This is a genomic window from Zunongwangia endophytica (assembly GCF_030409505.1).
GTDB lineage: Bacteria > Bacteroidota > Bacteroidia > Flavobacteriales > Flavobacteriaceae > Zunongwangia > Zunongwangia endophytica.
The window spans coordinates 3,773,545-3,792,762 of sequence record NZ_JAUFPZ010000002.1 but is presented as its reverse complement, the minus strand read 5'-3'; the positions used below and the strand labels follow the sequence as shown (position 1 = coordinate 3,792,762).

The window sequence follows — 19,218 nt, the reverse complement described above, 5'->3', positions numbered from 1 at the left end:
TTTTATCGAAGTTTAAGTGTCACTACAGTTAGAATGGCTAAAAATATTCCCACAATCCAAAAACGTACAACAATCTTACTTTCGTGATGCCCCTTCTTTTGATAGTGGTGATGCAAAGGAGACATTAAAAATATCCTTCTTCCTTCGCCGAATCTCTTCTTGGTATATTTAAACCAGGATACCTGTAGTATTACAGAAAGATTTTCCACAAGAAAAATTCCGCATAAAATAGGTATCAATAATTCTTTTCTAGATGCTATTGCCAACACAGCAATGATTCCGCCAATAGTCAAACTTCCGGTATCTCCCATGAAAACCTGAGCAGGATACGTATTGTACCATAAAAATCCTACCAGTGCTCCTGTGAAAGCGGTGATATAAATAGTCATTTCACCAGAATCTGGGATATACATGATATTCAGATAATCTGAGAAAATAATGTTCCCCGAAACCCAGGCGAAAATGCCCAATGTTAATACTATAATTGCCGAAGAACCTGCGGCAAGTCCATCTACGCCATCGGTAAGATTTGCACCATTGGATACTGCCGTAACGATAATAATCACAATCGGGATAAAAATAATCCAAGCGTATTTTGCCAAATCTGGACTAATCCATGAGATGATTTTAGAATAATCGAACTCATTATTTTTCACAAAAGGAATCGTCGTCGTAAGATTCTTCTGGCTAGGCCCCATTTCTGGTAACTTTTTGTCGCCAAGCATCATTTCCTGAGTTATAACATCTTCAGAATTTGTTTTTTCTTTTACGGTAATTCCGTCGTGAAAATACATTACGCAACCCACGATCAAACCAAGACCTACCTGCCCTAAGATTTTAAACTTACCGGGTAATCCTTCTTTATCCTTTTTAAATGTTTTGATATAATCATCTAAAAAGCCGATAGCTCCCATCCAGATGGTAGTGATGATTAGTAAAATCACATAAATATTCTCCAATTTGGCCAAAAGCAGTACCGGAATTAACGTCGCGATAATGATAATTAAGCCTCCCATTGTTGGCGTGCCGGCTTTTTCGGTTTGCCCCTGTAAACCAAGTTCTCTTACACTTTCTCCAATTTGCTTGGTCTGTAAATAAATGATAATTCGCTTCCCGTAAATGGTAGAAATCAACAACGACAAAAGAATAGCCATAGCAGACCGGAATGAAATATATTCAAACAGCTGAGCTCCCGGGAGCTGGTATTTTGCTTCTAAAAATTCAAATAAATAATAAAGCATATTCTAATTTTCTGCCTTTTGGCGTTTACTTTTTTAGCTGTTTTAAAAACTCACTTACTATTTTGAGATCATCAAAATCATGCTTTTCGCCGTGTATTTCTTGATAAGTCTCGTGTCCTTTGCCAGCGATTAAAATGATATCATTCGCCTTAGCCATTTGGCATGCGGTTTTAATCGCCTGCTTTCTATTGGTTACTGAAAGTGTTTTATTGAAATTTTGAGGTTCTACCCCATTTTCTATCTCTTCGATAATACCATCGGGATCTTCCGTTCTTGGATTATCACTGGTGAAGATCACTTTAGAACTTAATGCTGAAGCAATATGTCCCATTTTTGGTCTTTTAGTTCGATCTCTATCACCACCACAACCAACAACCGTAATTAGCTCTTCGTTTTTAGTTCTAATCGCGTTAATTGTTTCCAATACATTCTTTAGTGCATCTGGTGTGTGGGCATAATCGACGATCGCTGTAATTTTTACTTCGGAAGAAATCACGTATTGAAAACGCCCATTTACGGAATGAAGTTCACTTATAAACTTCAGGTTTTCTAAAGGTTCTAAGCCTAATAATTCCGCAGCAGAATAAATAGCAAGTATATTATAAGCGTTGAAGTTTCCTATTAAGCGCGACCAAACTTCCTGATCATTTATTTTCAGCAATAATCCTGTGAATTGATTTTCCAGAATTTGTGCTTTATAATCAGCGTAATTTTTTAAACCGTACTTGTATTGTTTCGCATTGGTGTTTTGAAGCATTACCTCTCCATTCTTATCATCAACATTGGTTAATGCAAAAGCCGAAGCTGGTAATTCATCAAAAAAGCGTTTTTTCACATCTCTATATTCCGCAAAGCTAGAATGGTAATCTAAATGATCATGACTAAGATTGGTGAAAATTCCGCCTGCAAATTCTAATCCGGTTGTACGATGTTGATCGATACCATGAGAACTTACTTCCATAAAGCAATATTCGACACCTTCAGCATTCATTTCAGCTAAGAAATAATTGATTGTTAACGAATCTGGAGTTGTGCGAACTGCCTCGTAAAGGGTATCGCCAACCATTACTTTTACTGTTGAAAGTAAACCAACTTTAAATCCCGCTTTGGTAAACAAATCGTACAATAATGTAGCTATCGTGGTTTTACCGTTGGTTCCGGTAACGCCAACCAATTTTAATTTATCTGAAGGATTCTCATAAAAATTTGAAGCCATAAAGGCCAATGCTTCTTTAGAGTTTGCTACCTGCACATAAGTCACTCCGTTTACAATATTCGTTGGGAGTTCTTCACAGATAATCACCAAAGCACCTTGATTGATGGCTTTTTCGATAAAATCGTGTCCGTTGGAAACTGTACCGGTAATTGCTACAAAAACATCGTTCATTTCAACTTTTCTAGAATCGAAATGAATATTATTAATAGCTACTGCAGTATTACCTACCACAGATTCCATGCTTACTTTATATAATATGTCCTTAAGTATTCTCAACTTAACTTCAGATTTACTTTTTGATTAGTCTTTATTTTTTGTCCAGCAATGATCGACTGACTTCTTACAATCCCATCACCATTTACCTGTACTTTTAATCCTAAATTCTCCAAAAGCGGAATAGCATCCATAGCCGGCATACCTTTTACATTCGGCATTACCACTTTTTCAGTTCCCACTTCAGAATAATATTTTTCGAAATCTTTATCTATAATTTCGCTTTGGACATCCAAAGATGGAAGTGTATCCATGATTGGTGTATCGGTATAAATTTTTTGCGCTATTCTTTTAAAAACCGGAGCAGCTACAATATTTCCATAATACCCTTTACTTCTTTTTGGTTTATGAACAACCACGATGCAAGAATATTTAGGATTGTCTGCAGGAAAATATCCGGCAAAAGAAGCTATATATCTTCCCGGCTCTATCCAATATTCGGTTTGACAGGTTCCTGTTTTACCGGCCATTGAAAAATTGGGCGTATATATATTTGCTGCGGTACCACGCTTCACGGTATTTTTCATCATTTCCCGCACTTTTCTAGCAGTTTCGGGAGAACAGATAGAAGGATTAATTACTTCTTTTTCCATTTTTACGATGGTCTTATCCCACTCTTTTACTTCCTTAATAAATCGTGGTTTTACCATTTCGCCATCGTTCGCAATAGCGTTATAAAAATTTAATGTTTGCAATGGTGTAATTGAAACCCCATAACCAAATGCCATCCAAGGAAGGCTTAAACCATTCCAGCCTTTATCATCTGGATGTGGGATTTTAGGACTTCCTTCTCCTTTAATTTCTAAACCAATTTTTCGAGATATCCCCATATCATCAAGTCTATCCACAAACTTTCCAGGATTGCTTTTGTAGCCCTGAGTGATCATTTTTGTAAAAGCGGTGTTCGAAGAAAGCTCAAAAGCTCTTGCAGCGGTAATTTTCCCATAACCACCGTGATGAGAATCACGAACTGCTCTTCCGTAAAAACGCACAACTCCATTTTCAGTATCTACTATCTGGCTTGTATCTATCACTCCATCTTCTAAACCGGCAACCATTGCCATTAACTTAAAAGTAGAGCCAGGTTCGTGCGCTTCGTAAACCGCATAATTTCGCTTCTCGTAATACGTTCCCTGATCGGTACGACCAAGATTAGACATTGCTTTGATCTCGCCAGTTTCGGTTTCCATCACGATTACCGTCCCATGTTCAGCTTCAAAATCTTCTAATTGCTTCAGTAAGGCGTGATGCGCTATATCCTGAATATTTACATCGATCGTAGAAATTACATCATAACCATCTTTAGGTTCAACTTCATTATTATCACTAATAGGCTTCCATTGTCCCTTTGCAATTTTTTGTTTCAATCGATGTCCATCGGTTCCTCTTAAGTAAGGACCAAATGCACCTTCTAAACCTACTCTGGTAAAATATCCTTCATCATCCTTACGCTCGTAACCAACCGTACGCTCTGCCATTTTACCTAACGGATGTTCTCTTACCGTGCGTTGCTCTACAATAAGACCACCTTTATAAGCTCCCAGATTAAAAATCGGAAAGCTCTTAATTTTCATATATTCTGAATATCCAAGACCTCGAGTTATCAACACGTAACGTTGATTATGTGCACGAGCAGTTCTTAGTTTGTGAACATAATAAGAAGGCGTATTGCCTAACATCTTAGAAAGTTCTTTGGAAAGCTTAAGTACGTTACCTTCAAAAACTTCATCTGAAACAGTTACTGCATCAAACCTAATATCATATTTAGGAACAGAAGCCGCTAAAAGGCTTCCATTAGAATCGTAAAGATTACCTCGGTTTGCCGGAATTTTAAAATTACGATAAACACGTTCTTCAGAAAGTTGCTTGTAATGTTCTCCTTCTACAAATTGAATATCCATTAGCTTCACACCAACAGCCACTGCAAAGATGAACATGCATCCTGCAATAAAATATAACCTGTTTAATATGCCTCTATCAGTGGTTGCCATACAACTACTCGCTTATTTTTACTTTTAATTTATATGGAGGATTATCTGAAGGACCTACGCCAATTTTCTTCATTTCATTGGTTACGGTAGATTCCATTTTAATTTTCATCAAATTGGAACGTCCTTCTAAAAATTCACTTCTTAATTCTAAAACCTGATCGTGTAAACGGGCTATCTCGTGTACTTTGCGCTCTGCGCTGTGCGAACTGGCAATCATGATGATAGCCAACACAGTACAAAACACGATAAAACGCCAGTTTTTAAAAGCGTCATCGTTAATTAGAAAATTTGCCTTAAGAATGTTGTAAAACCCCTTCTTCATCACCAAACACTGGTTTTAAAGCTTCTTCGCTATTCGTAACTTTGCGCTTCTAGCCCTATTGTTTTCGCTTATCTCTTCTTTTGTAGGAACTACAAGACGTCCTACTTTTTTAAAAGGAACAGAAATATTTCCGTAGAAATCCTTTTCAGGCTCTCCTTCAAAAAGTCCGCTTCTTATATATCTTTTTACCAAACGATCTTCTAGAGAGTGATAAGAGATTAAGCTAATTCTCCCATTTTTCTCTAGCATACCTTCTGTTTGAAGCAAAAATTCTTTTAGCACTTCTAATTCCTGATTTACTTCAATGCGAATCGCCTGATAAATCTGTGCTAATACTTTATTCTCTTTACCTTTAAATAAGTGAGGTTTTAAAAGTTGATTTAAATTCTCACTATTTTCTATAGGATTATTTTTACGCTCTTCAACAATGATTCTTGCCAGTTTTGGTGCATTCTTTAAATCACCGTATTGATAAAACAAGCTTTTAAGCTGTTCTTCTTCATACTGATTAATCACCTGGTAGGCGCTTAAAGCACTGGTTTGATCCATTCGCATATCCAACTTCGCATTAAAGCGTGTTGAAAATCCACGTTCAGCTTCATTAAACTGGTGGGAAGAAACTCCAAAATCGCCTAAAATCCCATCTACTTTTTTTACGCCATAAAATCTCAAAAAGCGCTTTAGAAATCTAAAGTTCTCATTGATTAGCGTAAAACGAGGATCATCTATTTTGTTTTGTAAAGCATCGGTATCCTGATCGAATGCATAAAGTTTCCCGTTTTCACCTAATCTGCTTAGAATTTCGCGGGAATGACCACCACCACCAAAAGTGACATCTACATACACGCCATCGGGTTTAATATTTAAACCATCTACAGACTCTTTTAATAATACCGGATTATGATATTCCATCGAAATCGAAATCTTCAGTTCCCATTACTTCTTCTGCCAGATCTGCAAAATCATCACTTGCAGCATCTATTGCTTCTTCGTACTTATCTTTATCCCAGATCTCTACAATATTAATTGCTGAAGAAAGCACAATTTCTTTCGAAATCCCTGCAAAACCGATCAGGTCTTTAGGAATTAACAATCTGCCATTCCCATCTACCTCAACGGTTTTTACACCTGCTGTAAATCTTCGGATAAAGTCGTTGTTTTTCTTTTTAAAGCGATTAAGTTTATTCATTCGTTCCATGAGCTTATTCCACTCTTCCATTGGATACAATTCTAAACAAGACTGAAAAACAGCTCGTTTAATCACAAAACCTTCCTGAAGCATAGGCATAAGTTGTTTCTTAAGGGCTGAAGGCACCATTAGCCTACCCTTAGTATCAACTTTACACTCGTATGTTCCGATAAGATTTACCACATATTCGCTTTACGAAGTCAAATATATTGAATTTCTTACCACTTTTTACCACATATTACCACTTTGTTGATAAGTTTTTCCACCGTATTTAGCTGAAACAGTTCGAAATAGCGCTATTCCATTCGGTTCCAACAGTTTATTTTTTGTTATAAAAATTCTGTTAAAATTACCACTTGTGAATTGCCGGTTTAAATGATATTGAAATCCAGTATTCACTTTCCTATTGCGCAAAAATGATTATACTTGTAATGAAATCGCTATATTTGCGATTGCTAACCGCAAAGGGTATCAATGAAAAATAATTTAAGGAAAGAGGGAAAATTCACATATTTAGAAATAGGCGAAGGAACTCCGATAGTTATTTTACACGGACTTATGGGCGGCCTAAGTAATTTTGACGGAGTGGTAGATTTTTTCCCTTCTAAAGGATACAAAGTCTTAATCCCAGAACTTCCGCTTTACTCTATGTCTCTCCTTAAAACAAGTGTTGGAACGTTCGCTAAATACTTAAAAGAGTTTGTAGATTTTAAAGGTTTAGATGAAGTTATTCTTTTAGGTAATTCCCTTGGTGGCCATATTGCACTGGTAACAACCAAACTATATCCAGAAATTGTAAAAGGCCTTGTAATTACAGGAAGCTCTGGTCTCTACGAAAATGCGATGGGAGAAAGTTACCCACGTCGTGGTGATTACGAGTTTATCAAGAAAAAAGCTCAGAATGTATTTTATGATCCTGAGGTTGCAACTAAAGAAATTGTTGATGATGTTTATAACACCGTTAGCGATCGTAATAAACTGGTAAAAACACTTGCTATTGCCAAGAGTGCAATTAGACATAATATGGCGAAAGACTTGCCAAAGATGAAAACTCCAACTTGTATAATTTGGGGTAAAAATGATAACGTAACTCCGCCAGAAGTTGCCGAAGATTTTCATCGACTACTCCCAGACTCCGATCTTTACTGGGTAGATAAATGTGGACATGCTGCTATGATGGAGCATCCCGATCTTTTTAACGAGTTGTTTTTTGACTGGTTGCAGAAAAGAAATTTCTAAAAAACATATCATGAAGATTAATACTGCTGAATTTGTAATTAGCAATTCTAAAGTTGCTAAGTGCCCAAACAGCCCCTTACCCGAATATGCTTTTATCGGACGAAGTAATGTGGGAAAATCCTCATTGATTAACATGCTTACCGGAAGAAAGAGTTTAGCCAAAACCTCGGCCAAACCGGGAAAAACGCAATTAATTAATCATTTTTTAATTAATAAAAACTGGCACCTAGTAGATTTACCGGGCTATGGTTATGCAAAAGTTTCTAAATCTGAAAAAAGAGTTTTTCAGAGATTTATTACTGCTTATTTTGAAGAAAGAAAGCAATTGGTATGTGCGTTTGTTTTAATAGATAGTCGCCATAAGCCGCAAAAAATTGACATGGAATTTATGCAATGGCTTGGTGAGAATGCGATTCCGTTTGGTTTGATCTTCACAAAAACTGATAAGCTGAAACCCAAAGAACTTGAAAAAAACATCCTGAATTACCAGGAAGAAATGTTACAGGTTTGGGAAGAAATGCCACATTTTTTCATCACCTCATCGACCTCAAAAACTGGTGGCGAAGATATTCTGGAATTTATCGAAAATCTTAATAACGAGGTTACTGAATAATTTTAGGCTCGTTTTTGTAGTATTTTAATTAGTTTTTCTACTGAAGATATTCCCTCTAGTTCTTCCTTCGAGATTAATAGTTCCAATTCACCATTTTCAGCAAAAAGCACTACCGGAAAATCAAATTTCAGTAAATATTTTGAAGCGAAAGCTTTAAGAAAGCCATCCTTATGGTAAAATTCCATTTTAAAATTGGACGACTTTCTATATTTTTTCCACACACTTTTTTCTCCTATAACACCATGAGTTATCGCACAGAGGTTACAGGAATAAGAATTTGGCTTCAGGATTTTATGAGCCGAATCTAAAACCGAATTCCAAACTCCCGAATTTGCGTTATAGACAAAAATGAGTTTCTTATCCAAATTACTTTTTGATAATTTCTAATTTCTCTGCAAAGTAATCACAAAAATCGCCCATCGTATCGGCCATTTTCTCGTCTTGCGTAGCGCGGTAATAAGTCTCTTTCATCGAAACTAAGGTTTGATGAAAAAACTTCTTCATTTCGTCTACCGGCATTTCTTTTGTCCAAAGATCGACTCTTAAGGTTTCCTGAGCTTTGCCATCCCAAACAGAAAGCATTAGCGCTTTTGCTTCCTCCTTAAAAATATTGCCGTCTTCAGCACTCCAGTATATTTCTTCTGGCACTTTATTTTCGTCGGTTACAACTTCAATATTAATATCAGATTTCTTGTAAGCCATTATTTTTTCGGTTTATAGTTTGCGTTATTAAAAATCGTTTCAGCATCGGTCTTTAGCATTTGTTGTATAGACACTTCATTCTTATTCATATAAGATTTTACCATTTGCCAACCGATATACTGGCCAAGTCTGTCGGGAGTTTCTGCATCTAATGACAAATAAAATTTAGAAAATGGCGCAGGATATAAAAATCGCGGAGCTAAATTAGCGTCGGTATCAAAAATAAGCTCGTTATCTACAAAATATCGCCATACCATTTCTTCGTTATTTTCAGCAAACCCCCACTGCTCTTGGGTATATCCTATTTTACGCCAGTTTGATTGCTTCGGAAGCCAGATATCTTTCAAATAAAGTATTTTTCCGTAGTAAATCATATTCGCTAAAAATGTTCTGGAAGCTGGTTTTGGAATATAATTTTCTGCAATATCATTCGCAGCGTCAGGAACAATTTGATCTTTTTTGAAGTTTCGAGTAAAATATTCTACGATCCCAACATAGAATTTATGATCCTCTCCTAAGTATGTATCTAGCGAGACGAAGACATAATCGCCTGTGTAAATAATCTTATTTTTGTAATCTACTTCAGAGGTTACCGTAATCACATCGGGAACTTCAAACTCTGGGAAATAATATTTTATATGCTGAAAAAGGGAATAAAACTCATCTTCAGTTTCGCTAAATTCAGGATACTTTTTTTCAACTTCTCTTTTAATTTCTTGCTGAATGGTATCTTTCATTTTATTTACCCAAACGCTATCTGGAAATTGCTTCGGAAATAAATAAGGATAGTCTTCTTTTAACTGCGGAAGACTTTGCGGACTTGCTTCTGCAAAAAGCTTATCAAATCGTACAACTTCAAAATCTACGGGAATTTTCTCGATTTCCTTCTCTCGCTCTGATGCAGAATCGCAGGAAATAAGGCTTAGAAATAAAAAAAAGACAAATAAAATTCTATTCATCATAAGCATTTATCAAAAATCACGGGTTTTAGGTTCTTGCCCTTTTATTAATAATGTTTAAGTCTTAGATTTGTGTACAAAGGTATTATTTACAAACTAATTCACCCAAACATATGCAAACCACAAAAGTAATCGATCATATTGTAAACTGGTTAAAAGACTATGCTGAAAATGCTAAAATGAATGGATTTGTTGTTGGCGTTAGCGGCGGCATTGATTCAGCAGTGACATCGACGCTTTGTGCAAAAACAGGATTGGACGTTTTAGTTTTAGAAATGCCTATACACCAGGATCCTTCACACGTTAGCCGTGCGCAAAAACATATCGCTTCTTTAAAAGAGCGTTTCCCAAATGTAAAAAGCGAAAGTGTAGATCTTACTCCTGTTTTTGAGAATTTTAAAAGCGCTTTACCATCAGTAGAAGCTTCTGCAAGTGTAGATCTAAGTTTGGCCAATTCTCGTGCACGTTTAAGAATGACCACGCTGTATTATTTCGCAGGACTTCATAAATATTTAGTTGGCGGAACCGGAAACAAAGTAGAAGATTTTGGCGTTGGTTTTTACACCAAATATGGCGATGGCGGTGTCGATCTTAGCCCAATAGCCGATCTTATGAAAAGTGAAGTATATGCTCTAGGAAAAGAATTAAATGTGATCGAAGAAATTATGGTTGCCGCTCCCAGTGATGGTTTGTTTGGAGACAGCCGAAGTGATGAAATGCAACTTGGCGCTAGTTATGATGAATTAGAGTGGGCGATGCAAATGCAGGAAAAAGGCAAAAAGACAGATGATTTTGAAGGCCGGGAACAAGAAGTTTTTAAAACATATCTTAAGCTGAATACTGCAAATTCACATAAAATGAATCCTATCCCAGTATGCGAAATCCCTGTTCACCTTAAAAACTAGTCATTTTATCGAATTTGGATTAAATAGAACAGCATTATAAGGATTATCGTTTAATTTTAGATTGTAGTAAGGCATTATTAAATAAATCACTATTATCTAAATGAGTACAGTTTTAGTCGCCGATCAACACCCTGTAATTGCAGAAAGTATAAAACATATCCTCTCTGGGAATGATTTTATCAATGTAATTGGGCATGTTGATTCTGGTAACGAACTGTATAGTTTTTTAGGAAATAGACGCGTTGATGTTGTGATCATTGAAATTGATCTTCCCCAGCTTAACGGAATACATGCGCTGCGACAGATAAAACAACAATATCCCTATATCAAGATTTTGGTATTTAGCTGCCATCCCGAAGAAATGTATGCGCTTAGTGCGATAAAAGCAGGAGCTGCCGGATATATTTCTAAAACCAATTCTGCCGAAATTGTCTATAATGCAATAAGACAGGTTGCCAGAGGTGGTATTTATCTAAATGAAGAAATCACTTATAAGCTGAATAACGGAATTTCTACAGGTCAAAATCAAATTTCTAAGTTTAAGAAATTATCTTCTCGAGAAACCGAAGTTCTAAATTTACTGAGCTCAGGTAAGCGTAATAAAGATATTGCTGAAGCTCTGGAAATTAATGAGAAAACAGTAAGCACCTATAAAGCAAGATTGCTTAAAAAATTAGATGCAGAGAATATTGCAGATCTCATAAAACAAGCGCGTTTACTACAAATTAATCCTGCGGTCTAATTAACTGGTTACCCGGTTTAATTTGCCTTCGATAGTTTTGCGAAGTTGTATGTAATCCATAATTTCTTCCAGCTTGTTAGAATTATCAACCTCAGCGTTCAATTCAGTCATCGAACTTTGGAGCTCCTTAATTTTACTCATTAGTAAATGCCTTCTAAAATTCAGAATAGTTTCTGAAACCAATCGATCTATCTGTTCTTTTTTAGACTTTACGGGAATATCCTGGCGCGTCCAGTCGCTTAACTGATATTGCTCTTCTGCCATCAATATATCGGTAACTATAGAAGCTTTTTCTGGCGGAATTTCATTTACAAATTGTTCGATTACAACTTTTTCGTCTCGATTGTAATATTCAATTAGATACTCGTAAATCGATCTAAAATCAGGATTCGCTAAAGCAATTTCATCTTCCTGTAGATCTAGATAAATTTTACGAGAAACTTTTTGTTCAACCTGTGTGCTTTTTAAAACTGGTTCTCCGGTATCATCTGCTTCAAGAAACATTTCCTCAAACTCTCTTTTTTCATTTCCGTAGAGTAAAAGTGCACTCACAATTCCTTTTTCTAACACATGCAATTCGTCCACACGACGTATTACTTTGTCTTGCTGTGGTGACGTGTCTTTTACAACTTGAAAACTCTTCTGTTCTGTTTTCCCAGCTCTCTTTTGATCTTGCGCACCTTTTTTGGTAAGCTGTGCCAAGGTAGAAAACAAGACATCTTCAGAAATATCCATGATTCTTGAACATTCCTGCAAGTAAACTTCCTGCTGAATAGTATCTGGGATCTTAGCAATACTGCTTACCATATCCCGAATAAGCGCTGCCTTTTTTACGGGATCGTTCTTAGCATCTTTCATTAATAAAGACGCCTTAAAACTTATAAAATCGGTTGCATTTTCAGTTAAAAACTCCTTCAGTTGTTCTTCAGAATTTTTTCTTGCGAAACTATCTGGATCTTCACCTTCAGGGAAACTGCAGACTTTCACGTTCATTCCCTGCTCTAAGATCAAATCGATCCCGCGAAGTGAAGCTCGAATTCCGGCTGCATCTCCATCAAATAATACGGTGATATTTTTGGTAAGCCTACTTATAAGCCGAATCTGCTCTGATGTTAAAGCTGTTCCAGAAGAGGAAACCACATTCTCTACACCACTTTGATGAAACTGAATAACATCGGTATACCCTTCAACCAAATAACAATTATCTTCTTTTGCTATCGCTTGCTTGGCATACGAAATCCCGTAAAGAACTTTACTTTTATGGTAAATATCACTTTCTGGCGAATTGAGATATTTTGCTGCTTTCTTATCTGAAGTTAAAATTCGACCTCCAAAGCCTAAAACCCGTCCAGACATGGAATGGATAGGAAACATCACCCGACCTTTAAAACGATCAAATTGTCGTTCGCCTTTAACGATAGACAGCCCTGTTTTTTCCAGATAATCGAGTTTGTAACCTTCAGCTAAAGCTTCTTTAGTAAAAGCATCCCATTCATCTAAACAATATCCAAGCTGAAATTTCTTAATGGTTTCGTTAGTAAAACCTCGTTCTTTAAAGTAACTAAGCCCGATAGCCTGCCCCGCATCAGTTTTATGCAGAATTTTCTGAAAATATTTATTGGCAAATTCAGAAACCAAATACATACTTTCACGCTCATCAGCCTGCACTTTTTGCTCATCGGTCTGTTGAGTTTCCTCAATTTCGATTCCATATTTTTTAGCCAGATACTTTATGGCTTCAGGATAGGTAAAGTGTTCGTGTTCCATTAAAAATGCAACAACGTTCCCTCCTTTTCCGCTAGAGAAATCTTTCCAGATCTGTTTAACAGGCGACACCATAAAACTTGGGCTACGCTCGTCTGTAAACGGACTTAAACCTTTAAAGTTAGTTCCTGATTTTTTAAGCTGTACAAAATCCTGAATCACCTCCTCTACCCGGGCGGTCTCAAACACATTATCTATGGTACTTTTAGCAATCAAATTTGGATAATTTTTGAAGGATTTTTAGCGCTAGAGAAAATAAAAAAGACCTTGTCGCATTAGCAACAAGGTCTGCAAAAATACAAATTATATAGTGACTAGTCTATATCTAATCGTAGTCCTAAAGAGAAATTATGAATCTCTGTATTGGGACTTGAAAATATAGGGTTTAGATCGTATTTAGCATAAAGCGCGGTACCGCCAAAACTTAAATATCCACTTAAACCGTAAACAAACTCGTTCGTATTAAAACTACTTTTATCTTTTATTTTTTGATCGTCGCCATCATTAAACTTCAGTTTTTGGCGTTCTCCGATATTAAACCCGGCATATCCACCAAAACCAATTTTTATTTGATCTTCTGTAGAAAATCTTCTATGCCCATCTGTAGATCGATTCGCATAAGGACCAATTTCAAAATGTATAGGCACTACAAGATTGTCCATTCTAAATTTAGATTTATCCAAATCGTATTCAAATTCATCTAATCTTGTCACATCACCGTTCTGTACAAAGTAGCGATTATCTGTAGGTTTTAATCCGTTTAACTGAAATGACAGCCCATATTTAATTCTTAACCAATTGGTATTTTCAAAAACTCTGGTAGTCCATGCCCAACCAATTTCGAAAAAACGACTACCGGCCAATTTAAAATCTGAATCGTTGATCGATTGTCCATCGGCAAGTGCATTATTAAAACCAAAAGCAATTACAAAATCATTTTTTGTACGTTTTTCTTCTATTCTTTGATCTTTCTCTGGCTTATCAATTCCTAAATTTATTTTACCCTTCGACAACTTGAGTTCTAAATAAGTCCCTGGTTCTCGATTACGCTCAGCGATATCAACCTCATTTTCGATAATTGCGATACGGTTTCTAATATTTTCCGCAGCTAATTTTGCCGCTTCTTTTTTCTTCTTTTCCGCTTCTTCCTTCTCGTACCAACCGCTTTCTAAATCTTTGTTTATTTTTTCAATTTCCTTTTTTAATCGGTCTTTCTCTTCCTGAGTTGCTATTTTAATTTTTTGCTCTTTAATTTCTCGTACACGAGCAACAGAATCTAAGTTGAATTCTTTTTGTTCTCTTTCTTCCTGAGCCTCTAAACTACCAATCGCAAACGATGACAATAAAAAGGCGAAATAGATGATAATTGATTTCATGATAAGTATTAGTTTTTAGTGTCTTAGAATTAAATCCTAAAACTGATTGATGAATGACCCCAAATTTGGGTGATGATAAAAATTGTTATTTAATCGAGTGCTACCGCGTTTTTTGCTTTAGAATATCCTTCTTTTAACAGATCGAAAATTTTATCTCTAAAAGATTTTTCTATTTCTCGTTCGGCTTCTGCTAGTAAAGCTTCGGCGCTGTATTTATTGGTGTATTCCTTTTTATAATCTTGATCCAGATCGCTAGCGGCGGCCAACAGTAAGGCATTAACCTCAGCATCGGTAACAGAATCTTCAGTACTCGTATGTAAAGAACGAATTACTTCTTCCAATTTTTGCTGAATTAATTTTTCGTTATGTGCGATATAATCATTTTCAGCTTTGATTGGATTTATAAAATTTGGATTGATTTTATCGATTTTGGACGCTACTTCTGTTTTCTGCGGAACTTCCAATTCGGTTTCAGCGACTTGTATTCCCTGCATTTTTACAGGTAACTTTTCTGAAATCTGAGCTGATTTATACGGAACAATTTCAGGTTCGTTTGTTTTATTAGTTTTTTCAGGCTTCGTTTTAGTTTCTTCCGCAGCAATTCTTACTTCATTATTTTTTTCTTCGGAAGTAATCCTTGAATTTTCTCGAATTTCAACTTCTTTTTCTGAAGGTTTTTCAACAATCTGCGGTGCTACATCTTCACTCTCCAATTTCAGCATAAATCCTCCTATCGTTATTGCTATTACCAAAAGTGCTGCAATACCTAACCACCATTTTTTATTCGATTTTTGTTTATTTTCGTTCTTATCTAATCGCGCATTTAGCTTTTCCCAACTATCTGCTGACGGAGAAATACGACGCTCTTCCAACCGCTCCTTTACGTGCTCCTCAAATTTAATTGGCGCCATAACCTGTCTCTTTTTTAGTTAATTTTTCCTGCAACATTTTTCTCGCTTTAAACAATTGAGATTTAGAAGTTCCTTCAGTAATATTCAACATTTTTGCAATTTCCTGATGCTTATATCCTTCTACCGCATACAGCACAAAAACCAACTTATAACCTTCGGGTAAATTGTCAATTAGTTGCTGTATGTGTGCCACACTCAAAGCTTCATCGATATTATTAGAAGTCTCACCATAACCGGCAAATTCATCTTCAGGAAATTCTAAACTTTTTTTCTTCCGAAGAAAACTTATGGCTTCCCTCACCATTATTTTACGAATCCATCCCTCAAAACTTCCTTCTCCTTTAAAATCATCCAAGTGCGTAAAGACTTTAAAAAAGCCATTCAGCATTACTTCTTCAGCATAATGCATGTCTTTTACATATTGCCTACAAACACTAAGCATTTTACCAGAGTGATTCTCATACAACTGCTGCTGCGCTTCACGATTGTTTTGCGCTGCCCGCTTTATAAGCTGAGATTCGTTTTTAAAAAGTTGAATTACTTTCACTTACTAATTTTGATATCCGATATTTTCATATCATTATTGCCAAAAGAGCTTCTATTTACATAGACGCAGAAAAGTTACAAAAGGTTGCCCGGGTTTTAATTTTTTTTGAAATTTTTTAATTCACGGCATCAATTCATAAACTTGTATCTTTGTAAAACACTTATTTTATAATGGCTGAAGAGAATTTAACCCGTATTAATAAATTTTTAAGCGAAGCTGGATTTTGTTCCAGAAGAGCTGCAGATAAACTTATCGATCAAGGAAGAGTTACCATAAACGGAGTTGTTCCTGAAATGGGAACCAAAATTGCTTCCGGCGACGAAGTAAAGGTTGACGGACAACTAATTGCTACGGAAGAAAAGGAAAAGCCGAATGTTTATATCGCTTTCAATAAACCAGTAGGTATTGTGTGTACCACCGATACAAAACGGGAGAAAAACAATATTATCGATTATATTAATTTCCCTGAACGCATTTTCCCTATTGGTCGTTTAGATAAACCTAGTGAAGGATTAATTTTTCTTACCAGTGATGGTGATATTGTAAATAAAATTCTGCGTGCTCGTAATAACCATGAGAAGGAATATATCGTAAGCGTTCATAAACCTATCGACTCCGGTTTTGTTGAAGAAATGAGCAACGGAATCCCCATTTTAGATACTATTACCAGAAAATGTTTTGTAGAGCAAACAGGAGAGAAAGAGTTTCGTATCATTTTAACTCAGGGTCTTAATCGCCAAATTAGAAGAATGTGCGAATTTCTTGGTTACGAAGTAACTAAGCTGAAACGAGTTAGGATTATGAATGTCGAGTTGGACGTTCCTGTCGGAAAATGGCGCCATATTACCCAAAATGAACTTGAAGAAATTGATCGTTTAGTAAATTCATCTTCAAAAACTGAAGAAGCCTCTCAACTTTCTGAAGCAAAAAAAGATTCGAAACCTAAGGGAATTAAAACCAAAAGTAAAGCTACTGGCAAGCGTCCTCGAAAAAAATCTTAACAGAGAATTAGCGAAATTACGTAACCATCTATCACTAATCTTTCTAAATTTAATAGAAAAGTTAGAAGATGGCGAAAAGAATCAAAAACGAAGAACAATACGAAACACTTCGCGATAAAGGCTACAGCCAGGAAAAGGCTGCGAGGATAGCGAATACCGAAAACTCTGGAGAAAAAGGAGGAAAAGCCGAAAAATACGAGGAGCGCTCTAAAGAAGATTTATACGAACAGGCCAAGAAAGTTGGTATAGAAGGACGTTCTAAAATGAGTAAAGAAGAACTTATAAAAGCACTAAGAAATAACTAATATGAAAGTACAACCATTTCATCTTGCAATTCCTGTTTACGATTTAGAAGCCTGCCGTAAGTTTTACGGCGACATCCTTGGCTGTGGTGAAGGCCGTAGTAGCGATCACTGGGTAGATTTCAATTTCTTTGGTCACCAATTAGTAATACATTATAAACCTAAAGAAGAAATCGCCAGCGAACATAGTAATCCTGTAGATGGAAAATCGGTACCCGTACCGCATTTTGGTGTGGTACTAGAATGGAATGTTTTCGAGCAATTTTCCAGCTTATTAGAATCAAAAAATATCGATTTCATCATAGCTCCTTACATTAGATTTGAAGGAGAAGTTGGCGAACAAACAACGATGTTTTTTAAAGATCCCTGCGGAAATGCATTGGAGTTCAAAGCATTTAGAAACAAAGATCAAATATTTGCAACCTAAAAACTATTATTTATAAATAACACTACTAACTAACCAATACATGAATAATCTTAAGCCGTCTTTAGTACGGCAAATATTTGTTTTACTCCTTATCCTTCTTTTAGGAATATTAATCTTCCGTGAGCTTGTACCTTATTTAACCGGTATACTGGGAGCAATCACATTGTATGTGTTGATGGCAGGTTGGATGGAAAAATTGCTAAAAAAGGGTTGGAAACCTCATCTTGCAGCAAGTTTACTCATGCTAGGATCGTTTATTGGAATTCTAATCCCAATTGGTGGAATTATTTTTATGCTAACCTCAAAAATTGGAAAAGCTGTTGATAATTCTGAAATGGTGATTTCAGCCTTAAAAAAGCAACTAAACCATTTAGAAGAATATGCTGGCTACGATATTAGTGGAGCAATTGACACTTCTGCAATTACTGGATGGATTTCTGATAACTTACAAAATTTAGCAGGCGGAACCTTTAATGCGTTTGTGGCAATTGGGATTATGTATTTTATGCTTTACTTCATGCTTATCAACCGTGAGAAGATGAAGAATGCACTTATCGATTATATTCCTTTAGGTAAAGCAAACCTAAGCACTATTGCCAAAGAAAGTAATTTATTAGTAAAATCTAATGCTTTAGGAATACCTCTAGTTGCGGTAGTACAAGGTTTGATCGCACTTATTGGATATTTAGTATTAGGCGTTCCAGATCCATTTTTTTGGTTCGGGATTACAGCTATAGGATCTATGATACCTTTTATTGGTACTGCGATAGGAATTGCTCCTACTACAATCTTATTATTTGCTGATGGGCATAATTGGCAGGGAATTGCATTACTAATTTATGGTATCGTGGTAGTAGGATCTACAGATAACCTGATAAGGATTATGGTGTTAGATCGTTTAGCTAAAGTACACACACTAATTACTTTAATAGGAGTAGTTGTTGGAGTTCAAATTTTTGGATTTATAGGATTAATATTCGGGCCTCTATTGGTTTCCCTATTTTTATTAATTCTGCAGATCTATAAAAAGGAATACGGGAATGAAAATGATCGCTTATAATTTATAATTACTAACTAAAAAAACTAAAATATGTTCGGCAAAAAGAAGAAAGAAATAAACGAAGAATACTTTAAAGAAGGTGTAGTAAAAGTTGATGAAGGTGATGTAGAACTTGCCGCAAACTCTCAGGAAGAAGTTTCAGATAAAATTCTAAACTCTGGGATGTTAAAGAAATATACCGAAATTGGGAAGTTGATGTACGCTATGCTGAATGATTATCGCAAAGGCCAGTACAGAGATATTCCCTGGTTTACCATTGCAGCAATTGCATTTTCATTTCTTTACATCTTGAATCCTTTAGATGTAATTCCAGATTTTATTCCGGGATTAGGATATATTGATGATTTTGCGATAATTACTTTCGCGATTCGATTTATTGAATCTGATATCCATAAATATCTGGATTATAAATTAGAAGAAACCAAATAGTATTTTTCT

General features: G+C 35.9%; 22 protein-coding genes. 9 read left to right on the top strand and 13 right to left on the bottom strand.

The annotated features are described in order from the left end of the window. Positions 1–2: 2 nt before the first annotated feature. Genes mraY through mraZ form a run of 6 tightly spaced genes read right to left on the bottom strand, consistent with a single transcriptional unit; the run spans position 3 to position 6,415 of the window. Entirely contained in the window at positions 3–1,241 is a 1,239-nt protein-coding gene (mraY, locus tag QWY91_RS16585; protein WP_290236619.1) for a phospho-N-acetylmuramoyl-pentapeptide-transferase, read from the bottom strand. Positions 1,242–1,266: 25 nt separating this feature from the next. Next, positions 1,267–2,733, bottom strand: coding sequence for a UDP-N-acetylmuramoyl-L-alanyl-D-glutamate--2,6-diaminopimelate ligase (locus QWY91_RS16580; protein WP_290236618.1), 1,467 nt, complete (start codon positions 2,731–2,733; stop codon positions 1,267–1,269). After that, complete coding sequence (locus QWY91_RS16575) at positions 2,730–4,721, bottom strand: penicillin-binding protein (RefSeq protein ID WP_290236617.1); 1,992 nt, start codon at positions 4,719–4,721, stop codon at positions 2,730–2,732. The genes QWY91_RS16580 and QWY91_RS16575 overlap by 4 nt, the downstream gene beginning before the upstream one ends. A 4-nt stretch (positions 4,722–4,725) precedes the next feature. Next, positions 4,726–5,043 (bottom strand): FtsL-like putative cell division protein, encoded by a 318-nt coding sequence (locus QWY91_RS16570; RefSeq protein ID WP_290236616.1) that lies wholly within the window; start codon positions 5,041–5,043, stop codon positions 4,726–4,728. Between the two features lie 15 nt (positions 5,044–5,058). Continuing rightward, positions 5,059–5,955, bottom strand: coding sequence for a 16S rRNA (cytosine(1402)-N(4))-methyltransferase RsmH (gene rsmH / locus QWY91_RS16565; RefSeq protein WP_290236615.1), 897 nt, complete (start codon positions 5,953–5,955; stop codon positions 5,059–5,061). Further along, entirely contained in the window at positions 5,942–6,415 is a 474-nt protein-coding gene (gene mraZ, locus QWY91_RS16560; RefSeq protein WP_290236614.1) for a division/cell wall cluster transcriptional repressor MraZ, read from the bottom strand. Before mraZ ends, rsmH begins: the two co-directional genes overlap by 14 nt. A 291-nt stretch (positions 6,416–6,706) precedes the next feature. Between mraZ and QWY91_RS16555 the strand changes: the two genes are divergently transcribed. Both QWY91_RS16555 and yihA read left to right on the top strand, forming a co-directional pair. Continuing rightward, on the top strand, positions 6,707–7,471 hold the full coding sequence (locus tag QWY91_RS16555; RefSeq protein ID WP_290236613.1) for an alpha/beta fold hydrolase: 765 nt from the start codon (positions 6,707–6,709) through the stop codon (positions 7,469–7,471). A gap of 10 nt (positions 7,472–7,481) precedes the next feature. Then, positions 7,482–8,084 (top strand): ribosome biogenesis GTP-binding protein YihA/YsxC, encoded by a 603-nt coding sequence (gene yihA / locus QWY91_RS16550; protein ID WP_290236612.1) that lies wholly within the window; start codon positions 7,482–7,484, stop codon positions 8,082–8,084. A 2-nt stretch (positions 8,085–8,086) separates the two neighbouring features. On the opposite strand, the gene QWY91_RS16545 is transcribed toward yihA, so the two are convergent. Genes QWY91_RS16545 through gldB form a run of 3 tightly spaced genes read right to left on the bottom strand, consistent with a single transcriptional unit; the run spans position 8,087 to position 9,748 of the window. Then, positions 8,087–8,449, bottom strand: coding sequence for a GTPase (locus QWY91_RS16545; protein ID WP_290236611.1), 363 nt, complete (start codon positions 8,447–8,449; stop codon positions 8,087–8,089). Between the two features lies 1 nt (position 8,450). Beyond that, the gene (gldC, locus tag QWY91_RS16540; protein ID WP_290236610.1) at positions 8,451–8,786 is read right to left on the bottom strand and encodes a gliding motility protein GldC; all 336 of its coding nucleotides are present in this window, start codon (positions 8,784–8,786) and stop codon (positions 8,451–8,453) included. Continuing rightward, entirely contained in the window at positions 8,786–9,748 is a 963-nt protein-coding gene (gene gldB / locus QWY91_RS16535) for a gliding motility lipoprotein GldB (RefSeq protein WP_290236609.1), read from the bottom strand. Before gldB ends, gldC begins: the two co-directional genes overlap by 1 nt. A gap of 110 nt (positions 9,749–9,858) precedes the next feature. Between gldB and nadE the strand changes: the two genes are divergently transcribed. Further along, a complete protein-coding gene (gene nadE / locus QWY91_RS16530) occupies positions 9,859–10,650 on the top strand; it encodes an NAD(+) synthase (protein WP_290236608.1) in 792 nt (263 codons plus the stop codon). 100 nt (positions 10,651–10,750) lie between these two features. After that, a complete protein-coding gene (locus QWY91_RS16525) occupies positions 10,751–11,392 on the top strand; it encodes a response regulator (protein WP_290236607.1) in 642 nt (213 codons plus the stop codon). Here the strand turns inward: QWY91_RS16525 and dnaG are convergent, their stop codons facing one another. The 4 genes from dnaG to QWY91_RS16505 all read right to left on the bottom strand — a co-directional run bounded on the left by dnaG (position 11,393) and on the right by QWY91_RS16505 (position 15,990). Then, positions 11,393–13,372: a DNA primase gene (gene dnaG, locus QWY91_RS16520; protein ID WP_290236606.1), complete on the bottom strand. Its 1,980-nt coding sequence runs from the start codon at positions 13,370–13,372 to the stop codon at positions 11,393–11,395. A 98-nt stretch (positions 13,373–13,470) separates the two neighbouring features. After that, a complete protein-coding gene (locus QWY91_RS16515; RefSeq protein WP_290236605.1) occupies positions 13,471–14,532 on the bottom strand; it encodes a hypothetical protein in 1,062 nt (353 codons plus the stop codon). Between the two features lie 89 nt (positions 14,533–14,621). Then, positions 14,622–15,443: a hypothetical protein gene (locus QWY91_RS16510; protein ID WP_290236604.1), complete on the bottom strand. Its 822-nt coding sequence runs from the start codon at positions 15,441–15,443 to the stop codon at positions 14,622–14,624. Continuing rightward, complete coding sequence (locus QWY91_RS16505) at positions 15,430–15,990, bottom strand: RNA polymerase sigma factor (RefSeq protein ID WP_290236603.1); 561 nt, start codon at positions 15,988–15,990, stop codon at positions 15,430–15,432. Before QWY91_RS16505 ends, QWY91_RS16510 begins: the two co-directional genes overlap by 14 nt. A gap of 170 nt (positions 15,991–16,160) precedes the next feature. Between QWY91_RS16505 and rluF the strand changes: the two genes are divergently transcribed. From rluF to QWY91_RS16480, 5 genes are all read left to right on the top strand, one after another. Beyond that, positions 16,161–16,991: a 23S rRNA pseudouridine(2604) synthase RluF gene (gene rluF, locus QWY91_RS16500; RefSeq protein ID WP_290236602.1), complete on the top strand. Its 831-nt coding sequence runs from the start codon at positions 16,161–16,163 to the stop codon at positions 16,989–16,991. 68 nt (positions 16,992–17,059) lie between these two features. Beyond that, positions 17,060–17,296: a DUF7218 family protein gene (locus QWY91_RS16495; RefSeq protein ID WP_290236600.1), complete on the top strand. Its 237-nt coding sequence runs from the start codon at positions 17,060–17,062 to the stop codon at positions 17,294–17,296. Between the two features lies 1 nt (position 17,297). Beyond that, on the top strand, positions 17,298–17,720 hold the full coding sequence (locus tag QWY91_RS16490) for a VOC family protein (RefSeq protein WP_290236599.1): 423 nt from the start codon (positions 17,298–17,300) through the stop codon (positions 17,718–17,720). A gap of 40 nt (positions 17,721–17,760) precedes the next feature. Beyond that, entirely contained in the window at positions 17,761–18,780 is a 1,020-nt protein-coding gene (locus QWY91_RS16485) for an AI-2E family transporter (RefSeq protein ID WP_290236598.1), read from the top strand. A 30-nt stretch (positions 18,781–18,810) separates the two neighbouring features. Continuing rightward, positions 18,811–19,209, top strand: coding sequence for a YkvA family protein (locus QWY91_RS16480; protein WP_290236597.1), 399 nt, complete (start codon positions 18,811–18,813; stop codon positions 19,207–19,209). The last annotated feature ends 9 nt before the right edge of the window (positions 19,210–19,218 follow it).